The organism is Bradyrhizobium sp. 613_E4_N2_2 (assembly GCF_052075995.1).
Lineage (GTDB): Bacteria > Pseudomonadota > Alphaproteobacteria > Rhizobiales > Xanthobacteraceae > Bradyrhizobium > Bradyrhizobium barranii.
In genome coordinates, this window is sequence record NZ_CP197234.1 from 8450708 (window position 1) to 8473843 (window position 23136).

The following is a 23136-nucleotide window of genomic DNA, read 5'->3' on the forward strand; positions in this document are numbered from 1 at the left end:
TCGAGGCAAAATCCGGTTACGGCACTGGCGCCGGGATGGTCGGGGCGCGCGCGAGCATGGCTCGCACCGGTCCCTTGATCAGAATGTTCGCGGAGGCGGTTGGTTCCTGCGGATGAACCACAACTCCGATCAATGGAACTATTTGCGCAGGCTCGCCCAGACCCCGCCGAGGATCAGCACACCGCCGAACAGATGGATCAGTTTTGGCGGTTCACCGAGAATTGCGAACGACAGAAGGGCGCTCGCGATCGGTCCGAGATAAAGCACAAGCGAGGTTCGGACCGAACCGAATTTGCCGCCGAGCCAGGCAAAGCCGGCATAGGCGAGCAGCCCGGGAACGATCCCGGCGAAGACGTAAGCCGACACCGCTTTCGTGCTGAAGACCTGCGCCGGCGTGGTCCACATCTCGATCAGCGCCTGCGGCAGCGAGAACAGCGCGCCGGCGCCTGCGAACAGGCTCATGCGCGCCAGCAGCGACGCCTTGGGCGCCGCGCGCGATTGCAGCAGCGTGTAGCCGGACCAGCCGAGCATCGCGATCACGACCAGGCCGTCGCCCGCTGCGGTCTCCAGTGCGAACAAGGTCTCCGGATGACCGCCGGAGATGATGAGCAAGGCGCCGGCGAGCGCAAGCGCCGTGCCGAGCCATTGCAGCGGGCCGACCTGCTCGATGCCGAGCACCGCAGAGATCATCAGCACCGTGACCGGCGACAGCGCCATGATCAACGCGATGTGGATCGCCGTCGTCGAGATGCCCGCGGCATAGACCGGGCCGCCGCAGAGGAACATGCCCATGAAGCCGGCGGCGAGGATCGGCCAGATGTTCTTGCCAAGTGGCACGCGGCCGGCGCGGATTTCGGCGAACGCGATCGGCGCGAGCCCGATGGCAACGATGCTCCAGCGGAAGAAGGCGAGCGCGAAGGGCGGGACGGAGCCCGCGAGGCCCCGCGCCAGAATCTGATTTGAGGCCTGCGCGGTCGCCACCAGGATGAAGCCGATCAGCGCAACCGCACCGAGCCAGGCCTCGGTGGACGGCGCCGCACCGGCGTCGTCACCGCCGTCGGAAATTTCCTTGCCCATGGAGCAATCGGATATCCGATGTCGGCCGCGGTGAGAACCCGGAAGACGGATCGCTCATATGCATATGCGGCACGCGCACTGTTCCGGGCGGCGAGGCGATGCTCGCCTTGCGCAAGGTCTGGATCGAGGCGGCGCTGCCGGGCTCGACGGTGACCAATCTCCGCCTCGTCGGGAATGCCGTGCGGATGGTCCGCCAGCATGGCGGCGAGCCGGCCACGACTGCCGAGGTCCGGCAAGGGTTCGCGAACGGTTAACGCACTCCCGCAAGCCGGATAGCCCCTGGCGGAACCGCAAATCTTCACGCGTCCGTCGGTTGTATTCGTACGCCCGGAGTCCTATGCGTAGGCGCCATGGACATCCAGATCATCACCGCCGAAAAGCCCCTGATGGCGCAGGCGCGCCCGCGCAAGCCGGCGCCGTTCCTTCCCATGAGCCGCGCCGAGATGGACGCGCTCGGCTGGGATGCCTGCGACATCGTGCTGGTGACAGGCGATGCCTATGTCGACCATCCGAGTTTTGGCATGGCCATCATCGGCCGGCTGCTGGAGGCGCAGGGCTTTCGGGTCGGCATCATCTCCCAGCCCGACTGGCATTCGGCCGATCCGTTCAAGGCGCTCGGCAAGCCAAAAGTGTTTTTCGGCGTCACCGGCGGCAACATGGACTCCATGGTGAACCGCTACACCGCGGACCGGCGCATCCGCAGCGACGACGCCTATACGGCCGGCGGCGAAGGCGGCAAGCGGCCGGACCGCTGCACCGTCGTCTACGCGCAGCGCTGCCGCGAGGCGTTCAAGGATGTCCCGATCGTGCTCGGCGGCATCGAGGCCTCGCTGCGCCGGATCGCACATTACGATTACTGGTCCGACAAGGTGCGCCGCTCGGTGCTGGCCGACGCCAAGGCGGACCTGCTGCTCTATGGCAATGCCGAGCGTGCCGTCGTCGAGGTGGCCAACCGTCTTGCCGCCGGCGAAGCACCGCGCGAGCTCAGCGACATCAGGGGCGTCGCGCTGTTCCGCCGCGTCCCGGAGGACTACAGCGAACTGCACGCCGACGATCTCGATTCCGCCGACGAGGGCGCAACGCGCCAGAAGGGTGCGACCGTCATCCGGCTGCCGGCGCTGGAGCAAGTCGAGCAGGACAAGGAAGCCTATGCGCGCGCCTCGCGCGTGCTGCATCGTGAAAGCAATCCCGGCAATGCCCGCCCGCTGGTGCAGCGTCACGGCGATCGCGATCTCTGGCTCAACCCGCCGCCGATCCCGCTGACCAGCGACGAGATGGACGCGGTCTACGACCTGCCCTATGCGCGCGCGCCGCATCCGTCCTATGGCGAAGCAAAAATCCCCGCCTGGGACATGATCAAGTTCTCGGTCACGATCATGCGCGGCTGCTTCGGCGGCTGCACCTTCTGCTCGATCACCGAGCACGAGGGCCGCATCATCCAGAACCGCTCGGAAGGCTCGATCCTGCGTGAGATCGAGAAGATCCGCGACAAGACGCCGGGCTTCACCGGCGTGATCTCCGACATCGGCGGCCCCACGGCCAACATGTACCGGATGGCGTGCAAGGATCCGAAGGTCGAGGCGGCGTGCCGGCGGCCGTCCTGCGTCTTCCCGGAGATCTGCCCGAACCTCAACACCTCGCATGACGATCTGATCCGGCTCTATCGCAAGGTGCGCGAGACCAAGGGCATCAAGAAGGTGATGGTCGCTTCGGGCGTGCGCTACGACCTCGCGGTCGAGAGCCCCGAATACATCAAGGAGCTCGTCACCCATCACGTCGGCGGCTATCTGAAGATCGCCCCTGAACATACCGAGCGCGGCCCGCTCGACAAGATGATGAAGCCGGGCATCGGCGCCTACAACCAGTTCAAGCGGATGTTCGATGCCGCGGCCGAGCAGGCCGGCAAGAAATATTACCTGATCCCCTATTTCATCGCGGCGCATCCGGGCACGACCGACGAGGACATGATGAACCTCGCGCTCTGGCTCAAGAAGAACCGCTATCGCGCCGATCAGGTGCAGACCTTCCTGCCCTCGCCGATGGCGACCGCAACCGCGATGTACCACACCGGCGTCAACCCGCTGCGCGGCGTACGCCGCGGCGGCAGCGACAAGGTCGAGGCGATCAAGGGCCTGCGCCAGCGAAGGCTGCACAAGGCCTTCCTGCGCTATCACGACCCCGACAATTGGCCGGTGCTCCGCGAGGCCTTGATCGAGATGGGCCGCCGCGACCTGATCGGCTCGCGTCCCGACCAGCTCGTGCCCGCGCATCAGCCGCCCGGCACCGGCAAGGCCGCCGGCACACGGCGACCGGTGCGCCCCGGCGGCAAGACGCAGCGGTTTACGACCAAGGGCCTGCGGGTGATGAAGTAGCGGCAGAGCCGGATGAGATCCGGTTCAGCCCGCGGCTGTTGTGTCCCCAAAGCAAAAATGTCGAAAACAACCCCATGCACAGTAGACGGCATGAGCGGGATCAATGGCTTAGGCGGTCTGCGGCGACGTTGACCCGTCGGGCAAAACGGGCGCGGGATGGCAACGCGCCCCTTACGCTCGCACCGAAACGGGTTGACCTCGGCGCCATCATGTAACATATGAAGTTACATGAAGCGAGACAGCCGATTATCAGGCGTGCTCCACGTCCTGCTGCACATGGCGCAGCAGCCTGGCCCGTTCACGTCCGAGACCCTGGCGAAGGCCATGGACACCAACCCGGTGGTGATCCGCCGCATCATGGCGGGCCTGCGCGACCTCGGTTACGTCCGCTCCGAGAAGGGGCACGGCGGCGGCTGGACGCTGGCTTGCGATCTGTCGAAGGTGACGCTGCGCGATGTCTACACCGCGCTCGGCAGCCCCTCGATTCTGGCCATGGGCAACCGGACCGAGGCGCCTGGCTGCCTGGTCGAGCAGGCCGTCAATGCCGCGCTCGATCAGGCCTTTGACGATGCAGAGGCGTTGTTGCTGTCGCGCTTTGCCGAAGTGTCGCTGGCGATGCTGAGCGACGATCTGCGCAAGCGCCTGGGTGCGCGAAAGCTTCACAGCATGAGCGCGCATCACGCGTGACCGACTCCCCTCAGCAGGACAACATCGTGACCGACATTCAAAACGCGTTCTCCGATCCGCAGATGGTGGCGAAGTACACCGAAGGGCCGCCACGGTTTGTTCCCGGCTACAATTCGATGCTGTCCATGGCGGCGATCCTTTTGGGCGAGCGTGCGCGTGAAGATGCGCGAATACTTGTTCTTGGCGCCGGCGGCGGCCTGGAGCTGAATGCCTTTGCGCAAGCGCAGCCGCGCTGGACCTTTGATGGCGTGGACCCGTCCGCGGCGATGCTGAATCTCGCGAAGCAGACGCTGGGCCCGCTCGTGTCGCGCGCGCATCTGCATCAAGGCTATATCGACGATGCGCCGGAGGGGCCGTTCGACGGCGCGACGTGCCTGTTGACCCTGCATTTCGTCGATGTCGAGGAACGGCTGCGAATAGCGTCCGAAATCCGCCGCCGCCTCAAGCCCGGCGCGCCGTTCGTCGCGGCCCATTTCAGCATCCCCGGCAACGACGATGAACGGCCGCTTTGGCTCTCGCGCTATTCGGCCTTTCTCGCCGCAGCCGGAGTCGAGCCCGACAAGGCGGCCGCCGCGCGAAAGGCGGTCGACGGCCAGTTGAGCATTCTGGCACCAGAGCAGGACGTCGTGATCTTGCGCGACGCAGGCTTCTCCGACCCGACCCTGTTCTATACCGGCTTCACGTTCCGCGGCTGGGTGGCCTACGCCTGAGACGTCACGGCCTCGTCGACACGTCGCCATGAAAAAGCCAGGCAGGGCCTGCCTCTCGCGCTACTCCGCAAGCCGCGCGAGCGGGCCCGCGGCCGCCTTCTGTTCACCCAGCGCTTGGCCCTGGGCCATGCGTTGGCGGATCATTGCGACAACCGGGCCTACCTGCTCGAAAGCCCGGTCGTGGGCGTCGTCGCCGGCGACCGCCAGTTTCGTCAGGTCGTAGACGTCGATCCGGTCGCGCGCGAGCTCAGTTCGATAAGGCTCCTGGGTCGGGTCGATATCGCCCAGGCGGGCGACGTCTCCCCAGATCGTCTTCGACAGCGAGAGCGCGCCGTCGTCACGCGAGACGAACAACGAGATGGGGGGCCGCGCGCCGCTCATCCGGTTCAGTTGCGAGCGGAAGACATCGACATCCACGTCGGGTGCCACCAGCATCACATTCTTCAGCTTGCTGCGCTTCGACGCGACAGCCGGGGCGCGGATCGCCCGCGTTCGCAGTGCTTCCAGTGCGATCCAATTGCCCATCGAATGAGCCAGAAGATAAACTTCGCCGACGGCAGGCGAGGCGTCGAGCGTGCTCAACAGATTGTCGAGCGCGTCACGCGAAAAATTGGCACTTTCCCGGTCATAGGTATACGCGCGCAGCCTCAGCTCGCCGCGCGATGGCCAGGTGAAAAGCACGGGAACGACCGGCACTTTGGAGTCGTGCACGATCTGCGCGAAGCGATAGACCGCATCATCGAAGCGGTTGTTGAAGCCGTGGACGAAGACAAGCACCTTGTTGCGACCGGACTGCTTCATCGCCGCGGCGACAGACGCAGCGAAATGCGTCTTGTCGAGATAGTCGGCCGACACAGTCGTGAAATCCCGTTGGGGGTCGCCGGGCAGGCTCGCGGGCCACTGCACTTCGCCGATCTTCCGCGCGGCATCTGGCGGGATCGAGACAGTCACCTCGGCAAAGGACAACTCGTCCGAACGGTCCCCGCTGAACATCTCACCGGGATCGACGTCGGATCGCTTGCGATTGGTGACGACGTAGATCGGGACATTTGTGTTTCCGGGGGCGACCTGCGCTGTCGGAACAAGCACGCCCTGCGACGGACGTCCTGCACAGCCGCCCAGGACTGCTGCGATCGACAAAGCCAACAAAACTGCTGGAGCACTGATGCGACTCGTCCGGACCACCGGCAACACTCACAACTGGACGCAAGAGCGCGATAACTCACCATCCGGGCAACGGAAGGGGCACCGGATATCGACCAGTCTATGCCGGCTGAGCGTGCCTGGATGTCACGGCGCGGCAACACCCAGCCGGCGACAACTGCGGAACCCGGTCTTGCAGACCATGGTCGAGTGAAATGTTTAAGAGGGAGATGTCGAGCATCTCACGTGGCACAAATTGCATATGCGTTGCCGTTGTTGGCGGCGGCCTTGCTTTGGCGGTCGTCAGAGCGCCTTGACGTGCTTGGAGAAGATGCGGAGCCGCTCGCGCTGCCGCCTGCCCTGCTGTTCGAAAGCGTATGATGCAAGGCGCTCGACCGCGTCGCGGAGACACCTGAATTGGGTCTCCCTTTCGTCGGGACGCGTGCCCTTCGAGCCGTGAAGGTCGTCCAGCGCGACGCTGCTTATCTCGCAGTCGACGATGCTGGCGCCATACGTCATCGTAAACAGAAACGCCATCCGCTCCGTGTCGTAGCCAAGAATCTGGCCGCGCGTCAGAAGCGCTGCGTTTTCCGCTGGGAATACTCTCGGTGGACGCGGCAATTGTCAGCCTACGGCTTCGCCGGTGTCGCACGGCGGCACCTCCGCCAGGCGGCTCGCCTGCGAAGCAAAATCGTTGAACGCTGCGACTGCGTCGCTCATGTTGTGGCATCCGCGGCTGTCGCGCGAGGCGTGAACGCGAAGATCGAACAGCTCCATCCAGAACAGGGGCGCCGCAGCTGAACCGGTTTCAAGCGTTTCGAACATGTTGATCTCGCAATCGCCAACGCGCTCAAGCGCAACCGTCCGTGGGCCATGAGCGATATGAGGAATTCCGAGCAATTTTCCGTAACTTCGCAATATCTTCACGTTTATAGGCGGCGCGCCATCGCAGCTGGACATCAAGGCCTTCGGGCTTTTTCGGGGTGGGTTCGCCCCCGAGTACAGACGACGCACCTAGGGGGACAGATCGCCGATTTAAGTCACATGACACCCGGTTTCTTGTTATCGTGAGCCAATAACTTGATTTTCTATGCCGCGATCCCGATGCGCGAGCCGAGAACTCAAGGCCGCAGCGGCAACGACGAAAGGGTTCGATGTGGCTGCTGCCCGTTCGCCCCAATTGCAAGCCATGCCCAGTGCGACCGGCGGCATCGCCCGCCTGGTGTGGGCCCGCCTGCGCGAAGCCGGCATTCAGGCGGACGGCTTGCTGTCCAAGGCCAGATTGACCCTCGAGCAGATCCAAGACCGCAAGGCGCGGCTGAGCGTTGAAAGCCAGATCAAGTTTCTGGAGCTTGGTGCCGAGGCGCTGCACGACGACGCCCTGGGATTTCACCTGGCACGGGACTTCGACCTTCGTGAGATCGGCCTGCTCTACTATGTCGCGGCCTCATCCGGGACAGTCGCTGAAGCCTTGTCAAAGACGGAGCGCTATTGCCGCCTCGCGAACGAGGGAATTTCACTGCGATTTGCCGCGAAGGACATGGCGATTGCGTTGAGCTATGTCGGCGTGGAACGGCGGTCAGATCGGCACCAGATCGAATTCTGGGTGACCTCTATCATTCGAATCAACCGCGCACTGACCAACCGCCGCGTGGTGCCAAGCCGTGTCAAAGTCGCCCATCGCCGTCGAGCGATGCCCGCGGAGGTCAGGTCGTTCCTTGGTTGCGAGATCGAGTTCGGATCAGACGTCGATGAGATCGCCTTCCCTCAGTCCGTGGGACAGATGCCCATCGAAAGTGCCGATCACCACTTGAACGATCTGCTGGTGACCTTCTGCGAGGAGGCGCTTGCACATCGGAAGCCTGGGGGAGTTTCGCTCAGATCGAGCGTCGAGAATGCCATCGCGCCACTGCTTCCCCATCGCGAGGCACGGGCTGAGGAGATCGCGCGCCGGCTCGGCATGAGCCACCGCACGTTGGCGCGGCGCCTCGCGTCGGAAGGACTGACCTTCACCGGCATTATGGACGAGCTGAAAATCGACCTCGCCAAAAGCTATTTGAAAAAGGACGAGTTGCCGATTTCGCAAACCGCCTGGCTGCTCGGCTATGGCGAAGTCAGCGCATTCACCCACGCCTTCAGGCGCTGGACCGGAATGACGCCACGACAATGGCGTGCCGCGGACGATCCCAAGCGCGCCGACAACGTCAACGATACGCCCCCTCGCGCAAAGAACGCCAGGGCAAGCTAGTCCCGGCGGTAACGCCAAAGCGCCCCGATGCAGCCAGGAAAACACCAGATCCGCTCAAGCCGCGGACCGCTGCAACCCTCACCGATCCACCGGCACGCCCGGCCCGAGATGATACCGGCTGGAAAAGAACACCAGCGGCGTGGTGTCGCGATAGTCGCAGCTCGAAACTTCGGCGATGATCAGCGTGTGGTCTCTGACATCGACGTGGCGTGTGACCTCGCAGGCGAACCAGGCCATGCAGCCGGAGAGACGCGGCAGGCCGTCGACGATGTCGTAATCAGGAGCAGCGCCGGTGTTCGGCTGGCTCGCGAAGTGCCGCGACAGGTCCCGGCCATGCTCGGGCAGGACGTTGACGCAGTAGCGTCCAGTCGCCGAGATCGCCCGGTGCATGCGTCCCGGCATGACCGACACCAGCACGGTCGGCGGGGACAAGCTGACGGTGACAAAGCTGTTCGCGGTCATGCCGCAGACGCGGCCGTGCTCGTCCAGCGCGGTCAGCACCGCGACGCCGGTCGCAAAGCGCGACGCGGCTTCGCGGAATGACGCCGGATTGGCGCGCTGCACCTCAGCCTCCGCTCGCATCGGGCCTCACGCAATCGCCCTGACCGGCTCAGGCGGCGCCGACATGCGCTCGATCCAGGCCTGGATGCGCTGCGGCGTGCAGATGCGATCCCACTGCCGGTCCGGGTAGTTGAAATTCTCGGTGAACTCGTTGGCCAGCGCCGGGTTCTGGCTCATCGCGCCGATCAGCATGCCCAGCGCTTCCGTCGGCGGCTGCAGCATCACATTGGTCCAGCGCGATGCCGCCAGCACGCGATCCTGTCGCTTCAGCTCGATCTTCTCGCACAGGCGCACGTCGAGCGCGTCGGCGTTGACGATCTCCTCGCCGAGCACGAAGGCCGCATAGGACGCGATATTGGCGCCCTGGCCCATCATGGGATCGACGATCGCATGGACGTCGCCGAGCGCGATCGCGCATTTGCCGTCGTCGAACTCGACCACAGTGTTGCGCACCGTCGGGACCACGCCGCCTTGCAGCAGGTCCTGCGGCTGCGCGAGATCGAACCGCGCGGTGTCGATGCGGTCGTAGGTCGTCGGGTGGTGCTTCTCGAGCTTGCCCAGCAGCACCTTCAAGAAGTGCTTCGGGTTGTCGTCGTAGCTGAGCGTGGCCAGTTCCTCCATGTCGCCGCCCGGCACATTCTCCATCAACAGCGCGTTGGCGACACCGCCGAACGTAATGGTCGGGATCACGATCATCTCGCCATGGCTTGGAGACACCGAGAGCGTGACGTTCATGGGATCGGGCTGCCGCACGCCGGTGTAAAGCCCGACGCACAGCCGCCGTTGCGGCTGCGAATAGGGCGTGTGCTCCGGCCGGTAAGTGAAGAGCTGGCCCAGCGGGCCCTTCCCGGTCGAGACGACCAGGAGATCGAAGCGGGCGACCAGCGGACGAATGTCGCGCTCTTCGATGCGGCGGTATTCGATCTTGCCGCCGCGGCTGACAAAATCCTGCATCAGGGCAGGAAGATAGATCCGATAGTCGACGGCGCGGCTCGGCTTCGAGAAATCACCGCGAAAACTCAGCGGCTGCGGAAAATTGAAGACGTGGTCGTGGTAGTAATAATGGTCCTTCGGATCGCTCCAATGATTGACGCCGAGATAGTCCTCGCGCGCGATCGTCACGTGGTGATGCGCGACGGTGTTGAGCAGGCGGATGTTCTTGTATTCCTCGGGCGGTCGATCCGTGATGATTGTCGCGTCCACGCCGTGCTTCTGCAGGTAAAGCGCGAGATGCAGGCCGGCGATGCCGGCGCCGACAATTCCGATATGGCGTGCCAATTTCGTCTCCTCCCCTGTGAATGCTTGTTTTGAGGGAGCCTAGCGACCCGCCGAGTTGCGCACCACGGAATAAATGGGATATAATTTATTCCAGATCGGAATGAATTATGGACCGGATCGATTGCCTGCGCGCTTTCGTTCGCGCCCTGGAGGGCGGCAGCTTCTCGGCTGCGGCCAAGGAGCTCGGGATCGGCCAGCCCGCGATCAGCAAGCGCATTGCGATGCTTGAAAGCGAATTCGGCACGCAGCTGTTTTCGCGCACGACGCGCACGCTGAAGCCGACGGCCGAAGCGCACCGGATCTACGATCTCGCGCGGCAGATCCTCGACAGCTTCGACATGGCGCGGTCGAGTGTCGAACAGGCCGCACCCCGCCCCACCGGCACGCTCCGGATCGGCGTGCCGTCGTCGTTCGGACGGCGCTACGTGATGCCCGTCATCGCCGAGTACGTTCGGAATTATCCGGAAGTGCGGGTCGACATCCGCTTCAGCGAGCGGTTCGTCAATCTGGTGGAAGAAGGCATCGAGCTGGCGCTGCGCATTGGAAACCTGGAGGCGAGCACGCTGGTCGCCCGCCGGCTCGGGACCGTGCAGCGCCATCTGGTCGCGACCCCCACCTATCTGCACGGCCGCCCGCTGCCGAGGACACCTGACGATCTCAGCTCGCACCAGTGCATCGTCTATTCACGGATGTCGCCGGCGCACCAATGGGCCTTCGAATCCGAGCACGGCCGTCATGTCGCATCGATCAACGGACCCATTCACGTCGACGATGCCGATGCGATGCAGGAGGCGACGATGCAGCATCTCGGCATCGCGATCCTGCCCGAGTGGAATGCCGCGGAGGGCCTTCGCAGCGGCGAGCTCGAACATGTGCTTCCGGACTACACCATCGCCGCGCTGCCCCTGCATGCGGTCTATCCGGAGACGCAGTGGATGTCGCTGCGCGCGCGAACCTTCCTGGATCTCCTGGTCGAACGGGCCGAGCATTTCGCGCCAGCCCCGTCGCATACCCCCGTCGCCAGAGCAGGCGGTTGACGCCGCCCCTGCCATCATTAAATGACGCCCATGAAAAAGATCGGATTTCTGTCCTTCGGACACTGGACGCCCTCGCCGCAATCGCAGACCCGCTCGGCGGCGGACACGCTGCTGCAATCCATCGAGCTGGCCGTCGCGGCGGAACAGCTCGGCGCGGATGGCGCCTATTTCCGCGTGCATCACTTCGCGCGCCAGCTGGCCTCGCCCTTCCCGCTACTCGCCGCCGTCGGCGCGAGAACCAGCACAATCGAGATCGGCACGGCCGTGATCGACATGCGCTACGAAAACCCGCTTTACATGATCGAGGATGCGGGTAGCGCCGATCTCATCGCCGGCGGGAGGCTCCAGCTCGGCATCAGCCGCGGCTCGCCGGAGCAGGTGATCGACGGCTGGCGCTACTTTGGTTATCGCCCGGCTGACGGCCAGAGCGATGCCGACATGGGCCGGCGCCACGCGGAGGTCTTTCTGGACCTGTTGCGCGGCGAAGGTTTTGCCGAGCCCAATCCGCAGCCGATGTTTCCCAATCCGCCGGGACTGCTGCGCCTCGAACCACATGCGGCAGGCCTGCGCGAACGCATCTGGTGGGGCGCCGGCTCGAACGCGACCGCGGTGTGGGCGGCGAAGCTCGGCATGAATCTGCAGAGCTCGACGCTGAAGAACGACGAGACCGGCGAAGCTTTTCATGTGCAGCAGGCGGCGCAAATCCGTAGCTATCGCGCCGCGTGGACGGAGGCAGGCCACACCCGTGAGCCCCGCGTGTCCGTCAGCCGCAGCATCTTCGCGCTGATGAACGATCGCGACCGCGCCTATTTCGGCGGGGAGCGCGGAGGCGAAGACCAGATCGGCTTCATCGACCCGCAAACGCGCGCGATCTTCGGCCGGAGTTATGCGGCCGAGCCGGACGCACTGATCGAGCAGCTCAAGCAGGACGAGGCGGTTGCCGAAGCCGATACGCTGCTGCTGACGATCCCGAACCAGCTCGGTGTCGACTATTGCGCCCATGCGATCGAGGCGATCTTGAAGCACGTCGCGCCGGCGCTTGGCTGGCGGTGAGACCGTCGACCGGTTCACTGAGAAAGTCAGGCCGTCTCTTGCTGACCCCTGATCTTCTCAAGCCAAGCTGTCAAACGCGGATGTCTCGTATATCGGCCCTCCAGGCCCGCCAGTTCCTGCTGAAAGACCGGCAGCGAGAGCAGCCGTTCGATATCGGGCTCCCTGATCTTCCAGATCGCCGGCGGAAAGAAGCCATGCACCTTGAGTTCGTAGAGCTCGAAGATCGAATGAATGATCTCGTGTACCGCCCGGCGCTCTTCCGGTGTGATCTCAATGTCGCCGGCAGCCCCTCGCTCGAGGAATGCCGCGACCGGAAGGCGGCGTCGCAGGTCGGAGACCCGGTCGGAATATCGAAGGAAGATGTCCGCGCCCAGACGCCGATTGTTGGTGTGTAGCGCCGCATAGATCGCAGCCATGCCAACGATGATCGATCCGAGCGTCACGAATCTGAGAATATGGTCGAGCACGCGTCTCCTCCTTGCGCAGGGCACCGGAGTGACAGAGATAAACCAGACCGTGGGCCGATAAAATGGGGCGGCGGAGACTGACGGACGCCCCACATCTGACATTTGTCAGATGCGCGGAGGATGAAGTCCCGTGAATTCGTGGTGATGTCAGTCCCGCGCCCGGGCCTACCCCGTCTTCGTCCCCGTGACCACGGCGAGCGCCTCGACGAGGCGGTCGAGATCGGCCTCCTCGGTAAAGAGCGCCGGCGTCACACGGATGCATTGGCCCTTGGCAACGCCGGCCCGGCGCACCGTCATGACCTTGTGGCTGTCCCTCAGCTTCACGACGATAGCGTCGTTGTCCGCCTTGCTGGTCTTTCCGGCGAGACGGAAGGACGTGATCGCGCCATATGAGCCGACCTCATCCGGCGTCAGGATCTCGATGTCCTTGAATCCGCGGGCGCGGCTCACCCAGTAATCACGCAAATAGCGGAGGCGGGCTTGCTTTGCCGCCGCGCCGATCTGCTGATGGAGCGCCACGGCCGCGGGCACCGTCAGGACCGTCGCGAAATTGACCGTGCCGGTATGAACCCGCGAGCGGATATCGGTCTCCGCAAAGTCCTCGTCGCCCATGTCGCGGTCGATGTCGGCGAGACGGTCCTTCCTGATGTAGAGGAAGCCCACGCCGAGCGGCGCGCCGATCCATTTGTGCAGGTTGAAGCCGACGAAATCGACCTCGAGCTCGCCCACCCTGAAGTCGATCTGCCCCCAGGAATGGGCGGCGTCGACGATTGTGTCGATGCCCTTGGCCCTGGCCATGCGGGCGATCTCGGCGACCGGCATGACGAGGCCGGTGCGATGGCTGACATGGGTGAGGAGGAGGAGCCTGGTCCTGGGATTCGCCTCGAGGGCACGGGCATAGGCGTCGAGCACGGCCTGGCGGGTGGCCGGCTCCGGCACATCGAACCTGACCACGTCGACACCGCGACGCGCCTTAAGCGCGTTCATCGCGTACTGCATCGAATCGTAGTCGAGGTCGGCGTAGAGCACGCTGTCGCCCGGCTTCAGCTTGTTGTAGCCGCCGATCAGGAGCTGCAGCGCTTCGGTCGCGCCGCGAGTGAGCGCGATCTCCTCGGGCGCCGCGCCGACCGCCTGGGCCACCTTGATGCGCACGGCCTCGAAATCCGCACCCGCGCGCTGCCGCGCGTAGTAGGTGTTCTGATAGTTGACCATGTCGGTCTGGCGAATGAACTCGCGCCTCACCGGCTCGGCCATGATGCCCCAAAAGCCGTTCTCCAGATTGACGACATCCGGCGTCACTGAATAGAGCGCCTTCACCGCCGTCCAATAGGCATTGTCGGTCGCGATGGCGGCCGCCGCGCCGCTCGGCTGCGCCGGCAGACCATCGGCTGCCATGGCCGGTGCCGCCAGGGACGTGACGGCTGCGGCCGCGAGGCCCTTCAGGATCGACCGGCGGTCGGACGACATTGTCTCATTCAGATGCATATCAGCCCCCACGATGCGCGGCCAAGGGAGCAGCGATCCATAGAGCGCGCATGACGAAGCGATGACAGTTCGATGATGCCCGGCGCGCCCGGTTACATCCCGGTCATTGCGCCGCCGATCATCCCTGCGCCGATGTCACCGGCCATTGCGAGACGTCCGCCATCGCAAGCAATTCCAGCTTCGCGGATGATTTTTCCAGCAACCCGGCTTGCGCAAGGCGCCGGGGATCATTGCGATAGTCTTGAAAGTCCGCATCGGATGCGAAGCTGACGATGTGCACCTCGATCGTGCCATCCGGATTTCGAAGACGACGCTCCACACGCCCGTTGAACGAAGGGAGTAGCGGCAGGACGGCATCCTCGTAGGCGCGGAAGGCCTCGATACCCTCGGGCGGTATGCGGGCAATGAGCACCAGCGTTACGGAGTGAGCTTGACAGGTCATCGCCGCAATCCCGAGCCGAGATAGTCGTGCATTGGAGACGCTGCATCCTGCGGGCGCCGCCTCGCGGCGTCAATGACGGCTCGAATGCAGGCGGATACCTTCGAGATGCCCGCTTCGGGCGGGCTCCTGGGGATGAGGACCTGCTTCGGGTCGAAGCGCGGTCGCCTCGCGCGATCTCAGAACAAGGCGGCGTTGAGGGCCTGTCCGTAGATCATCGCGGCCACGAGAGAGAGCAGCAAGCCCGCGCCCGAGAAGATCACGAGCACCTTTACGGTTTCGACATCAACGTTGGTTCTCGTCGCGCGGGATATCGCCTTTGCCAGTGCAGCCATCATCGCCAGCTCCGAACCGGGCCGCGCGGAGGCGGGCCCTAGTTCATCTAGCGTCATTGGGCGCGTTTGCGTGTGAAGCAGATTACAGGTGCGCTTGCGCGCTGCGCCTCAGGCATGAGCCGCAGCCTTGCCAGCGGTCGGCATCGTCAAACCGCCCGGCTCAACGCGCTGCCCTCAGGGTGAGGCGCCACTGAACCCGCCGGCGCGTGATTGACGACGAGACCGGTCGGCACGGTGCCATATCTCGACAGCGCAGCGGTCACCCGCCGCATCGCCGCCGAACCGAGCTCGCCGGCGCGCACCACCGGGATGATCAGATCCGCGTGCGCGGCCAGCGCGATGGCGTCGGGCTGAAGTGCGAGATTGCTCGCATGGACGACGATCAGATCGAACTCCGAGCGAATATCGTCCTCGGGCCGCGCATCGGCTTTTCTGCCGGCGCTCAACAGCTCGTCGATCGACTGCAGCCCCGCCGTGGTGGAGCCGTCCTGCCATTCGGTTACCGGAGGCTGGTGACCTGCGAATTCCGGCTGGAGCCGGATCAGCACGCTCATCATGCCCCGATTCACCGCCGCGCGATTGAGCGAGCGCGCAACGGTGTTACCGCCGGCGCCTTTGCCGACCGACAACACGAGGGCGACCTTGCAGCCGCGCACCGGCGCGCGATCGATCCGCTCGAGAAGCGGACGCAGATACGCGCCGAGGTCGAGCTCGGCCGAGGCAGTGATCGGCCTTTGCCACACGGTGTTGGCCACGGCGCCAGGCGCCAGATCGGGAATGCGGGCCCAGACAGGCAGGTTCGGCATCGCCTCGGGCTGGCGCGCGGCCGGGCCCGGTCGCTGGACTTGCGTCTCCGCCGCTTCAGCACGCGCAAGAGTCTGAGCAGGAGTTTGAGCAGGAGCCTCGGCAGGCGCAGGCCCGTCGGACATGCTTCCCATCGCCGCAACGGCCGCCGTCGAGGTCAGGATCGAGCCGATCGCGAGCGCCGCGAGCAGCAAGGCGAGGGGCGGACGCGTCGAGCGCATCGGCGGAATGGCGAGCGAGGCGATCTTGGTCTGGGAGCTCTGCAGCTGGCGCTGCTCGTTGGTCGTCTTGAACCGCGACAGGAACTGCTCGTAGATGTTCTTGTTGGCATCGGCGTCACGCTGCAGCTCCTGCAGCTTCACGAGCGCCTGGCCGTCGACCAGCATCTGCGTCTCGACCGCCCTGAGCTGCTTTTCCAGCGCGTTCTGCTGCTCCAGCTGGGCGTCGTATTCGGACTTCACCGTGTCGATGTTCTTCTTCCGCTCGACCTCGATCTGCCTGTTGATGTCAGCCAGCTGGCTGTAGGAGATCGCGAGGTCGGGATGGCGGTCGCCGTACACCGCTTTCTTCTGCGCGATCTGATCGTTCAGGGTCGAGCGCTGCGCGCGCAGCATGCTCAGAAGGTCCTGCTTCACCGGACCTTCGACATTGGCCTTGAGATCGCGTTGCACCTGCTCGTAACGCGCCTTGGCTTCCTCGGTACGCGCGCGAGCGGCGGAGACCTGCTGATTGAGATCGGTCACCCGCAATTGCTGGGTCGTGGAATCCTTGCCGGCATTGAGGATCTTGTGCTCGAACCTGAAGGCGGCAACGGCATCTTCTGATACGCGCAGGCGCTCGTTCAATGCCTTCAGCCGGTCCTTGAGCCAGTCGGCCGCCTCGTCCGTCGCCTCGGTGCGGACACGGCCTTGGCTCGCGACGAACGCCTCGGCGATGGCATTGGCGTAATGCGCGGCCCGTTCCGCATTGTTCGAGGTGAATGAAATCGCAATGACGTAGGTCAGTCCGCGGCGCGAGATATCGAGACGGTTGCGAAATTTTTCGAGCAGGCGCGTCATGTCGGTGTAACCGCCCGCGATGTCCGCGTCGTCGGCGATCTTGAGCTGCTCGATCAGGGGGCGGAGAAAGCCGTCCGATTTGGCGATCTCGATCTGGCTTTGGAGTGCCGCGGCATCCTGGCCGATGCCCGGCAGCACGTCCTGCTCCGAGGTGACGCGCAGCTCGCGGGGATCGACGACGACCAGGGCTGTCGCGGCATATCGAACCGGCAAGACCATCAGGACAATGACGCCCAGGGCGAACAGCGCCAGCGCCAGCGTCAGGATGCGCCGGCCATTCTCGCGCAGGAAAGAGAGCGCACCGGTGACGGTCAGCGATCCCTTGATCAGCGCAGGAGCAGCGCTGTCAGGCTTCGCCGTCGCAGCCCGCGGCGCTTCCCACGAAGCCGCAGGCTCCGTCGGGGCGATGCTTCGCGGAGATGCGCTTCGACCGAACGCCATAGGATTGGACTCGAAATCAACTGACAGCCCCGGTTCAGAGGCTTGCTACACCGTAAATATCCATGGTTAACCGGCGGTTACGGCTGCCGCGCCGTGGTCGATGAACAATCTGTTAACGCGCGCGCCGATGCGCCGCGCGGCATCGGCGCGTGCGGTTGATCCGGGCTGGCGCGACCACCACGACGTCGATCAACGCCCCGCTGCGGCGGTTCGAGGCGATCATTTCGTCGTCGGCATTGCATTCCTCCCGACGACATTCGAGGTGTCGACGCCGCCTCACCAGGAGGCGGGAACATGGAAAATGGTGGTCGATGGCGTGGAGCTGACCCGCAATCACTAGAGCCGCTGCAGCGCAATCGGAACGGTGCTCCAGCGCGCCATTGAGAATAAAAACACGAGCTCATACACAATTGAAATTGCTCGTAATTTTCTCACCTCGATGATTCGGCGGCCTCGCCAGCCACTGTCGGAAATTCCGGCACGCCTCACAACAGCGTGCGCCTTTCGCTCCGGGATCGTAGTATTGTCGTCGGAAGCTGCCGACGCACGAGACCGGGGATCTTGCCTATCCACGCGATCGCGGCGCTCGACGAGATGCACTCCAGAATTAGGCTGAGGATCGCGACTGCGGTCGGACGGCGCGGCAAATGGAGGACATGATGGCGTGGCGTGACGACAAGGCCCGGGCAACCCTGATCCGCGATGCAGCAGGCAGCGTGCCGCCGGGCAAGAGCCCGCGGGCCTTTGCCGAGCCCTTGTTCGGCTACAGCAATATCGAGGATCTCGACAATTACGACGCCGCCTCGCTCGCCGTCCTGGCGGAGCAAGCCTGGGAGCATGTGCAGCGGCGCACGTCGGGCAGCGCCGATATCCGCGTGGTCAATCCGACGTTGCCGAACGGGCGCGAGATTTCCGTGCTCGAGATTCTCAACGACAACATGCCTTTCCTGTACGACTCCACGATGGCGGAGCTCGCCGAGCAGGGCATCGAAGTCACCCTCGTCGCCCACCCGATCATCGCCGTGGAGCGCGATGCCGAGGGCAAGCTGCTGCGGTTCTACGGCGAGGCACTGCCGGAGGGCGCAAGAGGCGCGCGCGAAAGCCTGATCCACCTCCACATCACCCGCCTGGACGCCGACGCCGATCGCCAGAAGCTGATCGACGGACTGACCAGGGCGTTGAACAACGTCCGCGCCTGCGTCACCGACTGGCGCGCCATGCGTGACCGCGTCGAGGAAGCAATCAAGACGTTCGCTTCCAATCCGCCGCCGCTGCCGATCGACGAGGTCGCCGAGGCCAGTCAGTTCCTGCAATGGCTCTGCGCGGACAATTTCACTTTCCTCGGCGTGCGCGAATATCGCTTCTCGCCCGACAGCGATGCGTCCGACGACATCACCAGCGGCGAAGGCCTCGGCATCCTGCGCGATCCCGACGTGAAGGTCCTGCGACGCGGCAACGAAATGGTGGTGATGACGTCGGAAATCCGCGAGTTCATGCACGAGCCGACCCTGCTGATCGTCATCAAGGCCAATGTCTCAAGCCTCGTCCATCGGCGCATCCGGATGGATTATGTGGGGATCAAGCTCTATGCACCCGACGGCCGGCTCGAGGGCGAATTGCGCGTCGTCGGCCTGTTTACCTCCGGCGCCTATACCCGCTCGGTGCGGCAGATCCCTTATGTGCGCCACAAGGTTTCGCGGGTGCTGCAGCGCGCCGGCTTCGACCCGAACGGCCATTCGGGCAAGGCGCTCATGCATATCCTGGAAGATTATCCGCGTGACGAGCTGTTCCAGATCGACGTCGACACGCTCTACAATTTCGTCATCGAGGTCCTGATCCTCTACGAGCGCCCGCGCGTCCGGGCGCTGGCGCGGGTCGACAAGTTCGATCGCTTCGTCTCCATTCTCACCTTCATTCCGCGCGACAAATACGACACCGACGTCCGCACGCGGGTCGGAGCCTTCCTGTCGCAGGTCTACAAGGGGACCCTGTCGGCGTCCTACGTATCGTTCCCTGAGGGCGCACTTGCGCGCGTCCACTTCATCATCGGGCGCTATGAAGGCAAAACGCCCGTCGTCGAGCGCGCCGCGCTCGAAGCCGGCATCAGCGCCATTGCCGCGACCTGGACCGACAAGCTGAAGGCCGCGCTCACCGCGTCGACCGACGGCATGCGGGCGCGCATGATCGCCAATCGTTATGCCCAGGCCTTTAGCGGCGGCTATACCGAGGTTTTCACGGCGGAGCAGGCCATCGCCGACATCGCCACCATCGAAAGGCTGACGCCGGCCCGCCCGGTGACGATTTCGGTGCACCGCGACAAGGGCGAGGACGATCCCAGGCGCTTCGGCCTGAAGGTGTTCTCCGACGCCGCACCGCTATCGCTGTCCTATCGCGTGCCGGTGATCGAAAATCACGGCCTGCGCGTGGTCGACGAACGCACCTATCAGATCGTGCCCGGCAACAGGCCGGAGCCGGTCTGGCTGCATGAGATGACGATCGAGACCAGCGACGGCCAGCCGATCGAGATCAATCCGGAATTCAGCCATCGCCTGGAAGCCTCGATCATGGCGGTGGTCACAGATCGCGCCGAATCCGACGGATACAACGCCCTGATCCTGCGCACCGCGCTGGGCTGGCGCGAGGTCTCGACGATCCGGGCGCTGTCGCGCTATCTGCACCAGATCCGCGCTCCGTTCACCCAGGATTACATGTGGGAGACCTTGCGCAAGAACGCCGCGATCACGGCCACCCTCGTCGCACTGTTCCAGACCCGCCTCGATCCACGCCTCGTGCTTACCGATCGCGAGCGTTCGGCGCGCGAGACGGCACTCCTTGCCGAGATCGAGGAGCAGCTCAAATCCGTCGCCTCGCTCGATGAAGACCGCATCCTGCGCCGCTTCACCAATCTGGTGCAGTCAACCATCCGCACCAATCTGTGGCAGATCGGCGACGATGGACATCCGCGTCCGGTCATCTCCTTCAAGTTCGACGCGCGGCGGATCGACGATTTGCCGGCGCCGCGGCCTCTCTACGAGATCTTCGTCTCCTCGCCGCGGGTCGAAGGCATTCACCTGCGCTTCGGCAAGGTCGCGCGCGGCGGCTTGCGCTGGTCCGACCGGCCGCAGGATTTCCGCACCGAGATCCTGGGTCTCGTGAAGGCGCAGCAGGTCAAGAACGCCGTGATCGTGCCGGTCGGCGCCAAGGGCGGTTTCGTGCCCAAGCGGCTGCCGCCGCCGTCCAATCGCGACGCCTGGCTCGCGGAAGGCACCGAGGCCTATCGCATCTTCGTGCGCTCGCTGCTCGAGCTCACCGACAATCTCGACGGCGACGCCGTCGTGCCGCCCGATTCCACTGTGCGCCATGACGGCGACGACCCCTACCTCGTGGTCGCCGCCGACAAGGGCACCGCCACCTTCTCCGATGTCGCCAACGCGATCTCGGCCGAGAAGAACCATTGGCTCGGCGACGCCTTCGCCTCCGGCGGCAGCCAGGGCTACGACCACAAGAAGATGGGGATCACGGCGCGCGGCGCCTGGGAGGCGGTCAAGCGCCACTTCCGCGAGCTCGGCACCGACATTCAGACCATGCCGTTCACGGCTGCCGGCGTCGGCGACATGTCCGGCGACGTCTTCGGCAATGGCATGCTGCTCTCGCCGGCGACAAGGCTCGTGGCGGCGTTCGATCACCGCGACATCTTCATCGATCCCTCCCCCGACCCTTCGACCAGCTTCGCCGAGCGCAAGCGTCTGTTCGACCTGCCGCGATCGAGCTGGCAGGACTACAACAAGTCGCTGATCTCGCAGGGCGGCGGCGTGTTCTCGCGCACGCTCAAGGCGATCCCGCTCGCACCGGAAGTCCGCAGCCTGCTCGATCTCGACAAGGAGCAGGCCACGCCGTTCGAGGTGATGACGGCGATCCTGAAAGCGCGCACGGACCTGCTGTGGTTTGGCGGCATCGGCACCTATATCCGCGCATCTGCAGAGAGCGACGATCAGGCCGGCGACCGTGCCAACGATCCGATCCGCATCGCAGGCACTGACGTTCGCGCCCGGGTGATCGGCGAGGGCGCCAATCTCGGCGTCACCCAGCGCGGCCGCATCGAAGCGGCGCAGAAGGGCGTCAAGCTCAACACCGACGCCATCGACAATTCGGCCGGCGTCAACACCTCCGACGTCGAGGTCAATATCAAGGTCGCGCTGGCGCGCCCCGAGCGCGAGGGCCGCCTCAGCTTCGCCGATCGCAACAGCCTGCTGGCCGCGATGACCGACGAGGTCGGCACGCTGGTGCTGCGCAACAACTATCTGCAGACGCTGGCGCTCTCGCTCGCCGAGCGCAAGGGCGTGGCCGAGACCGGCTTCCTCACCCGCCTGATGCAGTCGCTCGAGCAGCGCGGCCTGCTCAGCCGCGCCGTGGAGTTCCTGCCCGACGACGCAGCGCTCACCGAGCGTACACGGCGCGGCCAGGCCCTGACACGGCCCGAGCTTGCCGTGCTGCTCGCCTACGCCAAGCTGACGCTCTACGAGGACCTGCTCCTCACCAGCGTGCCTGATGATCCTTATCTCGCCCGCAGACTGTCCCTGTATTTTCCGCGCGAGGTTCCCGATAGATTCCCGGCCGCGGTCGAGCTCCATCGCCTGCGACGCGAGATCATCGCGACCAGTCTCGTCAATGCCGTGATCAACCGCGGCGGCCCGGCGTGTATCGTGCGCCTGACCGACGAGACCGACGCCGATATCTCCACCATCGTCATGGCGCAGGTGGCGGTGGACGCGATCTACGAGCTCAGGCGGCTCAATGACGCGATCGACGCGCTCGACACCCGCATCGACGGGCAGGTGCAGCTCGGCCTCTACGCGACGGTCCAGGACCTCCTGATTTCCCGCATGGTCTGGTACGTGCGCAATGTCGATTTCAAGGACGGCCTCGAGGCGGTGATCGGACGTTTTGGCCCGGGTATCCGCGAGATCGCGGCCTCCCTCGACACCACCCTGCCGCCGGACCTGCAGGCCGCGCGCGGCAAGCGGCGCCAGGAGCTCACCGATGCCGGCGTCCCGGCCGGCCTCGCCGGTGAGCTCGCCGATCTCGACCCTCTGATCGCGGCACCCGATATCGTGACGGTCGCCGAGCGCACCTCCCGCGCCATCGGCGATGCTGCCGCAACCTTCTTCGCTGCGGAAGCCAATTTCCGTCTCGACCGCATCATCGCCGCCGCGCGCAGCGTGCCGGCAAATGATTATTTCGAACGCATGGCGGTCGATCGCGCCGTCGAGCAGATCGCCGGCGCCGAACGAAGACTGGCCGCGGATATGCTGGCAACCGGCCAGTCCGGCCAGCAGGCCGTCGAGACCTGGCTCGCGGCTCACCCCGAAGCGGCGCGCATCCGCCGCTCGGTCGAGGAGATTGCGGCCAGCGGCCTGACGCTTGCCAAGCTGACGGTGGCGGCGAACCTGCTGGGGGACCTGGTCAAAGTCTGAGCGCGTGCGAGGCAGCGATGTGAAACCTAGCCGGCGAACGGAGGAATCCCATGATCCACGCCACTTGCCACACCGCCGATAATGTCCGCTGCATCGAGTTCGATGCCACACCTTGGTTCAGCGAGGCTGACGCTCCGAGCATTGTCGATCTGGCCCGACGAGGCTGGACCAGCACGGCGATTGCAGAGTCCCTCGAGCACCGACGAGGATACGAGGGCTTGCACGATCTCGTCGAGTATGCGGCGAAGCGACTGCAATCGGAGTCCCTGGAGGACCCGACCTGGGAAACCTTCGCGTGCGTCGTCGATGGACCCGAGGCCGTCGCGTGGCTCAGGGAGAACCGGCCCAACGTTGTGGCAAGGATCCCGTAAGACACGAGAAGCGCAGCAAAAGCCACAATCGATCGGCGGCAAACGAAGCGGAAAGGCGCGCCCGGAACGATCTGAACCCCCGACTCGATTGCCGCA

21 protein-coding genes are annotated in these 23136 nt (G+C 64.7%); 10 read left to right on the forward strand and 11 right to left on the reverse strand.

Annotation, left to right across the window (positions count from 1 at the left end; genetic code table 11):
- Positions 1-138: 138 nt before the first annotated feature.
- Positions 139-1077, reverse strand: coding sequence for a DMT family transporter (locus tag AB7290_RS40170; protein ID WP_085400012.1), 939 nt, complete (start codon positions 1075-1077; stop codon positions 139-141).
- A gap of 98 nt (positions 1078-1175) precedes the next feature.
- Between AB7290_RS40170 and AB7290_RS40175 the strand changes: the two genes are divergently transcribed.
- From AB7290_RS40175 to AB7290_RS40190, 4 genes are all read left to right on the forward strand, one after another.
- Entirely contained in the window at positions 1176-1331 is a 156-nt protein-coding gene (locus AB7290_RS40175) for a 3-keto-5-aminohexanoate cleavage protein (RefSeq protein ID WP_161495788.1), read from the forward strand.
- A gap of 96 nt (positions 1332-1427) precedes the next feature.
- Positions 1428-3449, forward strand: coding sequence for a YgiQ family radical SAM protein (locus AB7290_RS40180; protein ID WP_085400008.1), 2022 nt, complete (start codon positions 1428-1430; stop codon positions 3447-3449).
- 228 nt (positions 3450-3677) lie between these two features.
- Positions 3678-4136 (forward strand): Rrf2 family transcriptional regulator, encoded by a 459-nt coding sequence (locus AB7290_RS40185; RefSeq protein WP_085400006.1) that lies wholly within the window; start codon positions 3678-3680, stop codon positions 4134-4136.
- Positions 4133-4846: a class I SAM-dependent methyltransferase gene (locus AB7290_RS40190; RefSeq protein ID WP_135215953.1), complete on the forward strand. Its 714-nt coding sequence runs from the start codon at positions 4133-4135 to the stop codon at positions 4844-4846. The genes AB7290_RS40185 and AB7290_RS40190 overlap by 4 nt, the downstream gene beginning before the upstream one ends.
- A 60-nt stretch (positions 4847-4906) precedes the next feature.
- Here AB7290_RS40190 and AB7290_RS40195 read toward each other — a convergent pair whose 3' ends face one another.
- The 3 genes from AB7290_RS40195 to AB7290_RS40205 form a co-directional block, all read right to left on the reverse strand.
- Entirely contained in the window at positions 4907-6040 is a 1134-nt protein-coding gene (locus AB7290_RS40195) for an alpha/beta hydrolase (protein WP_071909205.1), read from the reverse strand.
- A gap of 252 nt (positions 6041-6292) precedes the next feature.
- Complete coding sequence (locus tag AB7290_RS40200) at positions 6293-6610, reverse strand: DUF1488 family protein (protein ID WP_205124614.1); 318 nt, start codon at positions 6608-6610, stop codon at positions 6293-6295.
- 3 nt (positions 6611-6613) lie between these two features.
- A complete protein-coding gene (locus AB7290_RS40205; RefSeq protein WP_244623307.1) occupies positions 6614-6814 on the reverse strand; it encodes a hypothetical protein in 201 nt (66 codons plus the stop codon).
- A 331-nt stretch (positions 6815-7145) separates the two neighbouring features.
- Here AB7290_RS40205 and AB7290_RS40210 point away from each other — a divergent pair, with 331 nt between their 5' ends.
- The gene (locus tag AB7290_RS40210; protein ID WP_224580953.1) at positions 7146-8237 is read left to right on the forward strand and encodes an AraC family transcriptional regulator; all 1092 of its coding nucleotides are present in this window, start codon (positions 7146-7148) and stop codon (positions 8235-8237) included.
- A gap of 78 nt (positions 8238-8315) precedes the next feature.
- Here the strand turns inward: AB7290_RS40210 and styB are convergent, their stop codons facing one another.
- Positions 8316-8819 (reverse strand): styrene monooxygenase NADH-dependent flavin reductase subunit StyB, encoded by a 504-nt coding sequence (gene styB / locus AB7290_RS40215; RefSeq protein WP_085400003.1) that lies wholly within the window; start codon positions 8817-8819, stop codon positions 8316-8318.
- Positions 8820-8825: 6 nt separating this feature from the next.
- Entirely contained in the window at positions 8826-10076 is a 1251-nt protein-coding gene (gene styA / locus AB7290_RS40220; RefSeq protein WP_354080290.1) for a styrene monooxygenase subunit StyA, read from the reverse strand.
- Between the two features lie 107 nt (positions 10077-10183).
- Here styA and AB7290_RS40225 point away from each other — a divergent pair, with 107 nt between their 5' ends.
- Both AB7290_RS40225 and AB7290_RS40230 read left to right on the forward strand, forming a co-directional pair.
- Complete coding sequence (locus AB7290_RS40225) at positions 10184-11113, forward strand: LysR family transcriptional regulator (RefSeq protein ID WP_085400000.1); 930 nt, start codon at positions 10184-10186, stop codon at positions 11111-11113.
- A gap of 30 nt (positions 11114-11143) precedes the next feature.
- Positions 11144-12166 carry an LLM class flavin-dependent oxidoreductase gene (locus AB7290_RS40230; protein WP_085400054.1) on the forward strand — a complete coding sequence of 341 codons (1023 nt, stop codon included), beginning with the start codon at positions 11144-11146 and terminating at the stop codon, positions 12164-12166.
- Between the two features lie 26 nt (positions 12167-12192).
- Here the strand turns inward: AB7290_RS40230 and AB7290_RS40235 are convergent, their stop codons facing one another.
- From AB7290_RS40235 to AB7290_RS40255, 5 genes are all read right to left on the reverse strand, one after another.
- Positions 12193-12633 (reverse strand): hypothetical protein, encoded by a 441-nt coding sequence (locus AB7290_RS40235; protein ID WP_085399998.1) that lies wholly within the window; start codon positions 12631-12633, stop codon positions 12193-12195.
- Between the two features lie 165 nt (positions 12634-12798).
- Complete coding sequence (locus AB7290_RS40240; protein ID WP_244623305.1) at positions 12799-14100, reverse strand: aminotransferase class V-fold PLP-dependent enzyme; 1302 nt, start codon at positions 14098-14100, stop codon at positions 12799-12801.
- A gap of 136 nt (positions 14101-14236) precedes the next feature.
- Positions 14237-14560 carry a hypothetical protein gene (locus tag AB7290_RS40245; protein WP_085399994.1) on the reverse strand — a complete coding sequence of 108 codons (324 nt, stop codon included), beginning with the start codon at positions 14558-14560 and terminating at the stop codon, positions 14237-14239.
- 176 nt (positions 14561-14736) lie between these two features.
- The gene (locus tag AB7290_RS40250) at positions 14737-14895 is read right to left on the reverse strand and encodes a hypothetical protein (RefSeq protein WP_166104648.1); all 159 of its coding nucleotides are present in this window, start codon (positions 14893-14895) and stop codon (positions 14737-14739) included.
- Between the two features lie 143 nt (positions 14896-15038).
- The gene (locus AB7290_RS40255; RefSeq protein WP_085399993.1) at positions 15039-17195 is read right to left on the reverse strand and encodes a GumC family protein; all 2157 of its coding nucleotides are present in this window, start codon (positions 17193-17195) and stop codon (positions 15039-15041) included.
- 100 nt (positions 17196-17295) lie between these two features.
- On the opposite strand from AB7290_RS40255, the gene AB7290_RS40260 reads away from it, so the two are divergent.
- From AB7290_RS40260 to AB7290_RS40270, 3 genes are all read left to right on the forward strand, one after another.
- Positions 17296-17535, forward strand: a complete 240-nt coding sequence (locus AB7290_RS40260) for a hypothetical protein (protein WP_193560915.1) — start codon at positions 17296-17298, stop codon at positions 17533-17535.
- Positions 17536-17842: 307 nt separating this feature from the next.
- Entirely contained in the window at positions 17843-22669 is a 4827-nt protein-coding gene (locus AB7290_RS40265) for an NAD-glutamate dehydrogenase (protein ID WP_354080286.1), read from the forward strand.
- A 50-nt stretch (positions 22670-22719) separates the two neighbouring features.
- On the forward strand, positions 22720-23040 hold the full coding sequence (locus tag AB7290_RS40270; protein ID WP_063979802.1) for a hypothetical protein: 321 nt from the start codon (positions 22720-22722) through the stop codon (positions 23038-23040).
- Positions 23041-23136: the final 96 nt, after the last annotated feature.

Bases quoted from the DNA above. Each gene is read 5' to 3' on its own strand.
- AB7290_RS40270 (WP_063979802.1), top strand. From the start codon at position 22,720: ATGATCCACGCCACTTGCCACACCGCCGATAATGTCCGCTGCATCGAG.
- AB7290_RS40170 (WP_085400012.1), bottom strand. From the start codon at position 1,077: ATGGGCAAGGAAATTTCCGACGGCGGTGACGACGCCGGTGCGGCGCCG.
- AB7290_RS40180 (WP_085400008.1), top strand. From the start codon at position 1,428: ATGGACATCCAGATCATCACCGCCGAAAAGCCCCTGATGGCGCAGGCG.
- AB7290_RS40225 (WP_085400000.1), top strand. From the start codon at position 10,184: ATGGACCGGATCGATTGCCTGCGCGCTTTCGTTCGCGCCCTGGAGGGC.
- AB7290_RS40250 (WP_166104648.1), bottom strand. From the start codon at position 14,895: ATGATGGCTGCACTGGCAAAGGCGATATCCCGCGCGACGAGAACCAAC.
- AB7290_RS40205 (WP_244623307.1), bottom strand. From the start codon at position 6,814: ATGTTCGAAACGCTTGAAACCGGTTCAGCTGCGGCGCCCCTGTTCTGG.
- AB7290_RS40185 (WP_085400006.1), top strand. From the start codon at position 3,678: ATGAAGCGAGACAGCCGATTATCAGGCGTGCTCCACGTCCTGCTGCAC.
- AB7290_RS40230 (WP_085400054.1), top strand. From the start codon at position 11,144: ATGAAAAAGATCGGATTTCTGTCCTTCGGACACTGGACGCCCTCGCCG.
- AB7290_RS40260 (WP_193560915.1), top strand. From the start codon at position 17,296: ATGAACAATCTGTTAACGCGCGCGCCGATGCGCCGCGCGGCATCGGCG.
- AB7290_RS40175 (WP_161495788.1), top strand. From the start codon at position 1,176: ATGCTCGCCTTGCGCAAGGTCTGGATCGAGGCGGCGCTGCCGGGCTCG.
- AB7290_RS40255 (WP_085399993.1), bottom strand. From the start codon at position 17,195: ATGGCGTTCGGTCGAAGCGCATCTCCGCGAAGCATCGCCCCGACGGAG.
- AB7290_RS40265 (WP_354080286.1), top strand. From the start codon at position 17,843: ATGGAGGACATGATGGCGTGGCGTGACGACAAGGCCCGGGCAACCCTG.
- AB7290_RS40240 (WP_244623305.1), bottom strand. From the start codon at position 14,100: ATGTCGTCCGACCGCCGGTCGATCCTGAAGGGCCTCGCGGCCGCAGCC.
- AB7290_RS40245 (WP_085399994.1), bottom strand. From the start codon at position 14,560: ATGACCTGTCAAGCTCACTCCGTAACGCTGGTGCTCATTGCCCGCATA.
- styB (WP_085400003.1), bottom strand. From the start codon at position 8,819: ATGCGAGCGGAGGCTGAGGTGCAGCGCGCCAATCCGGCGTCATTCCGC.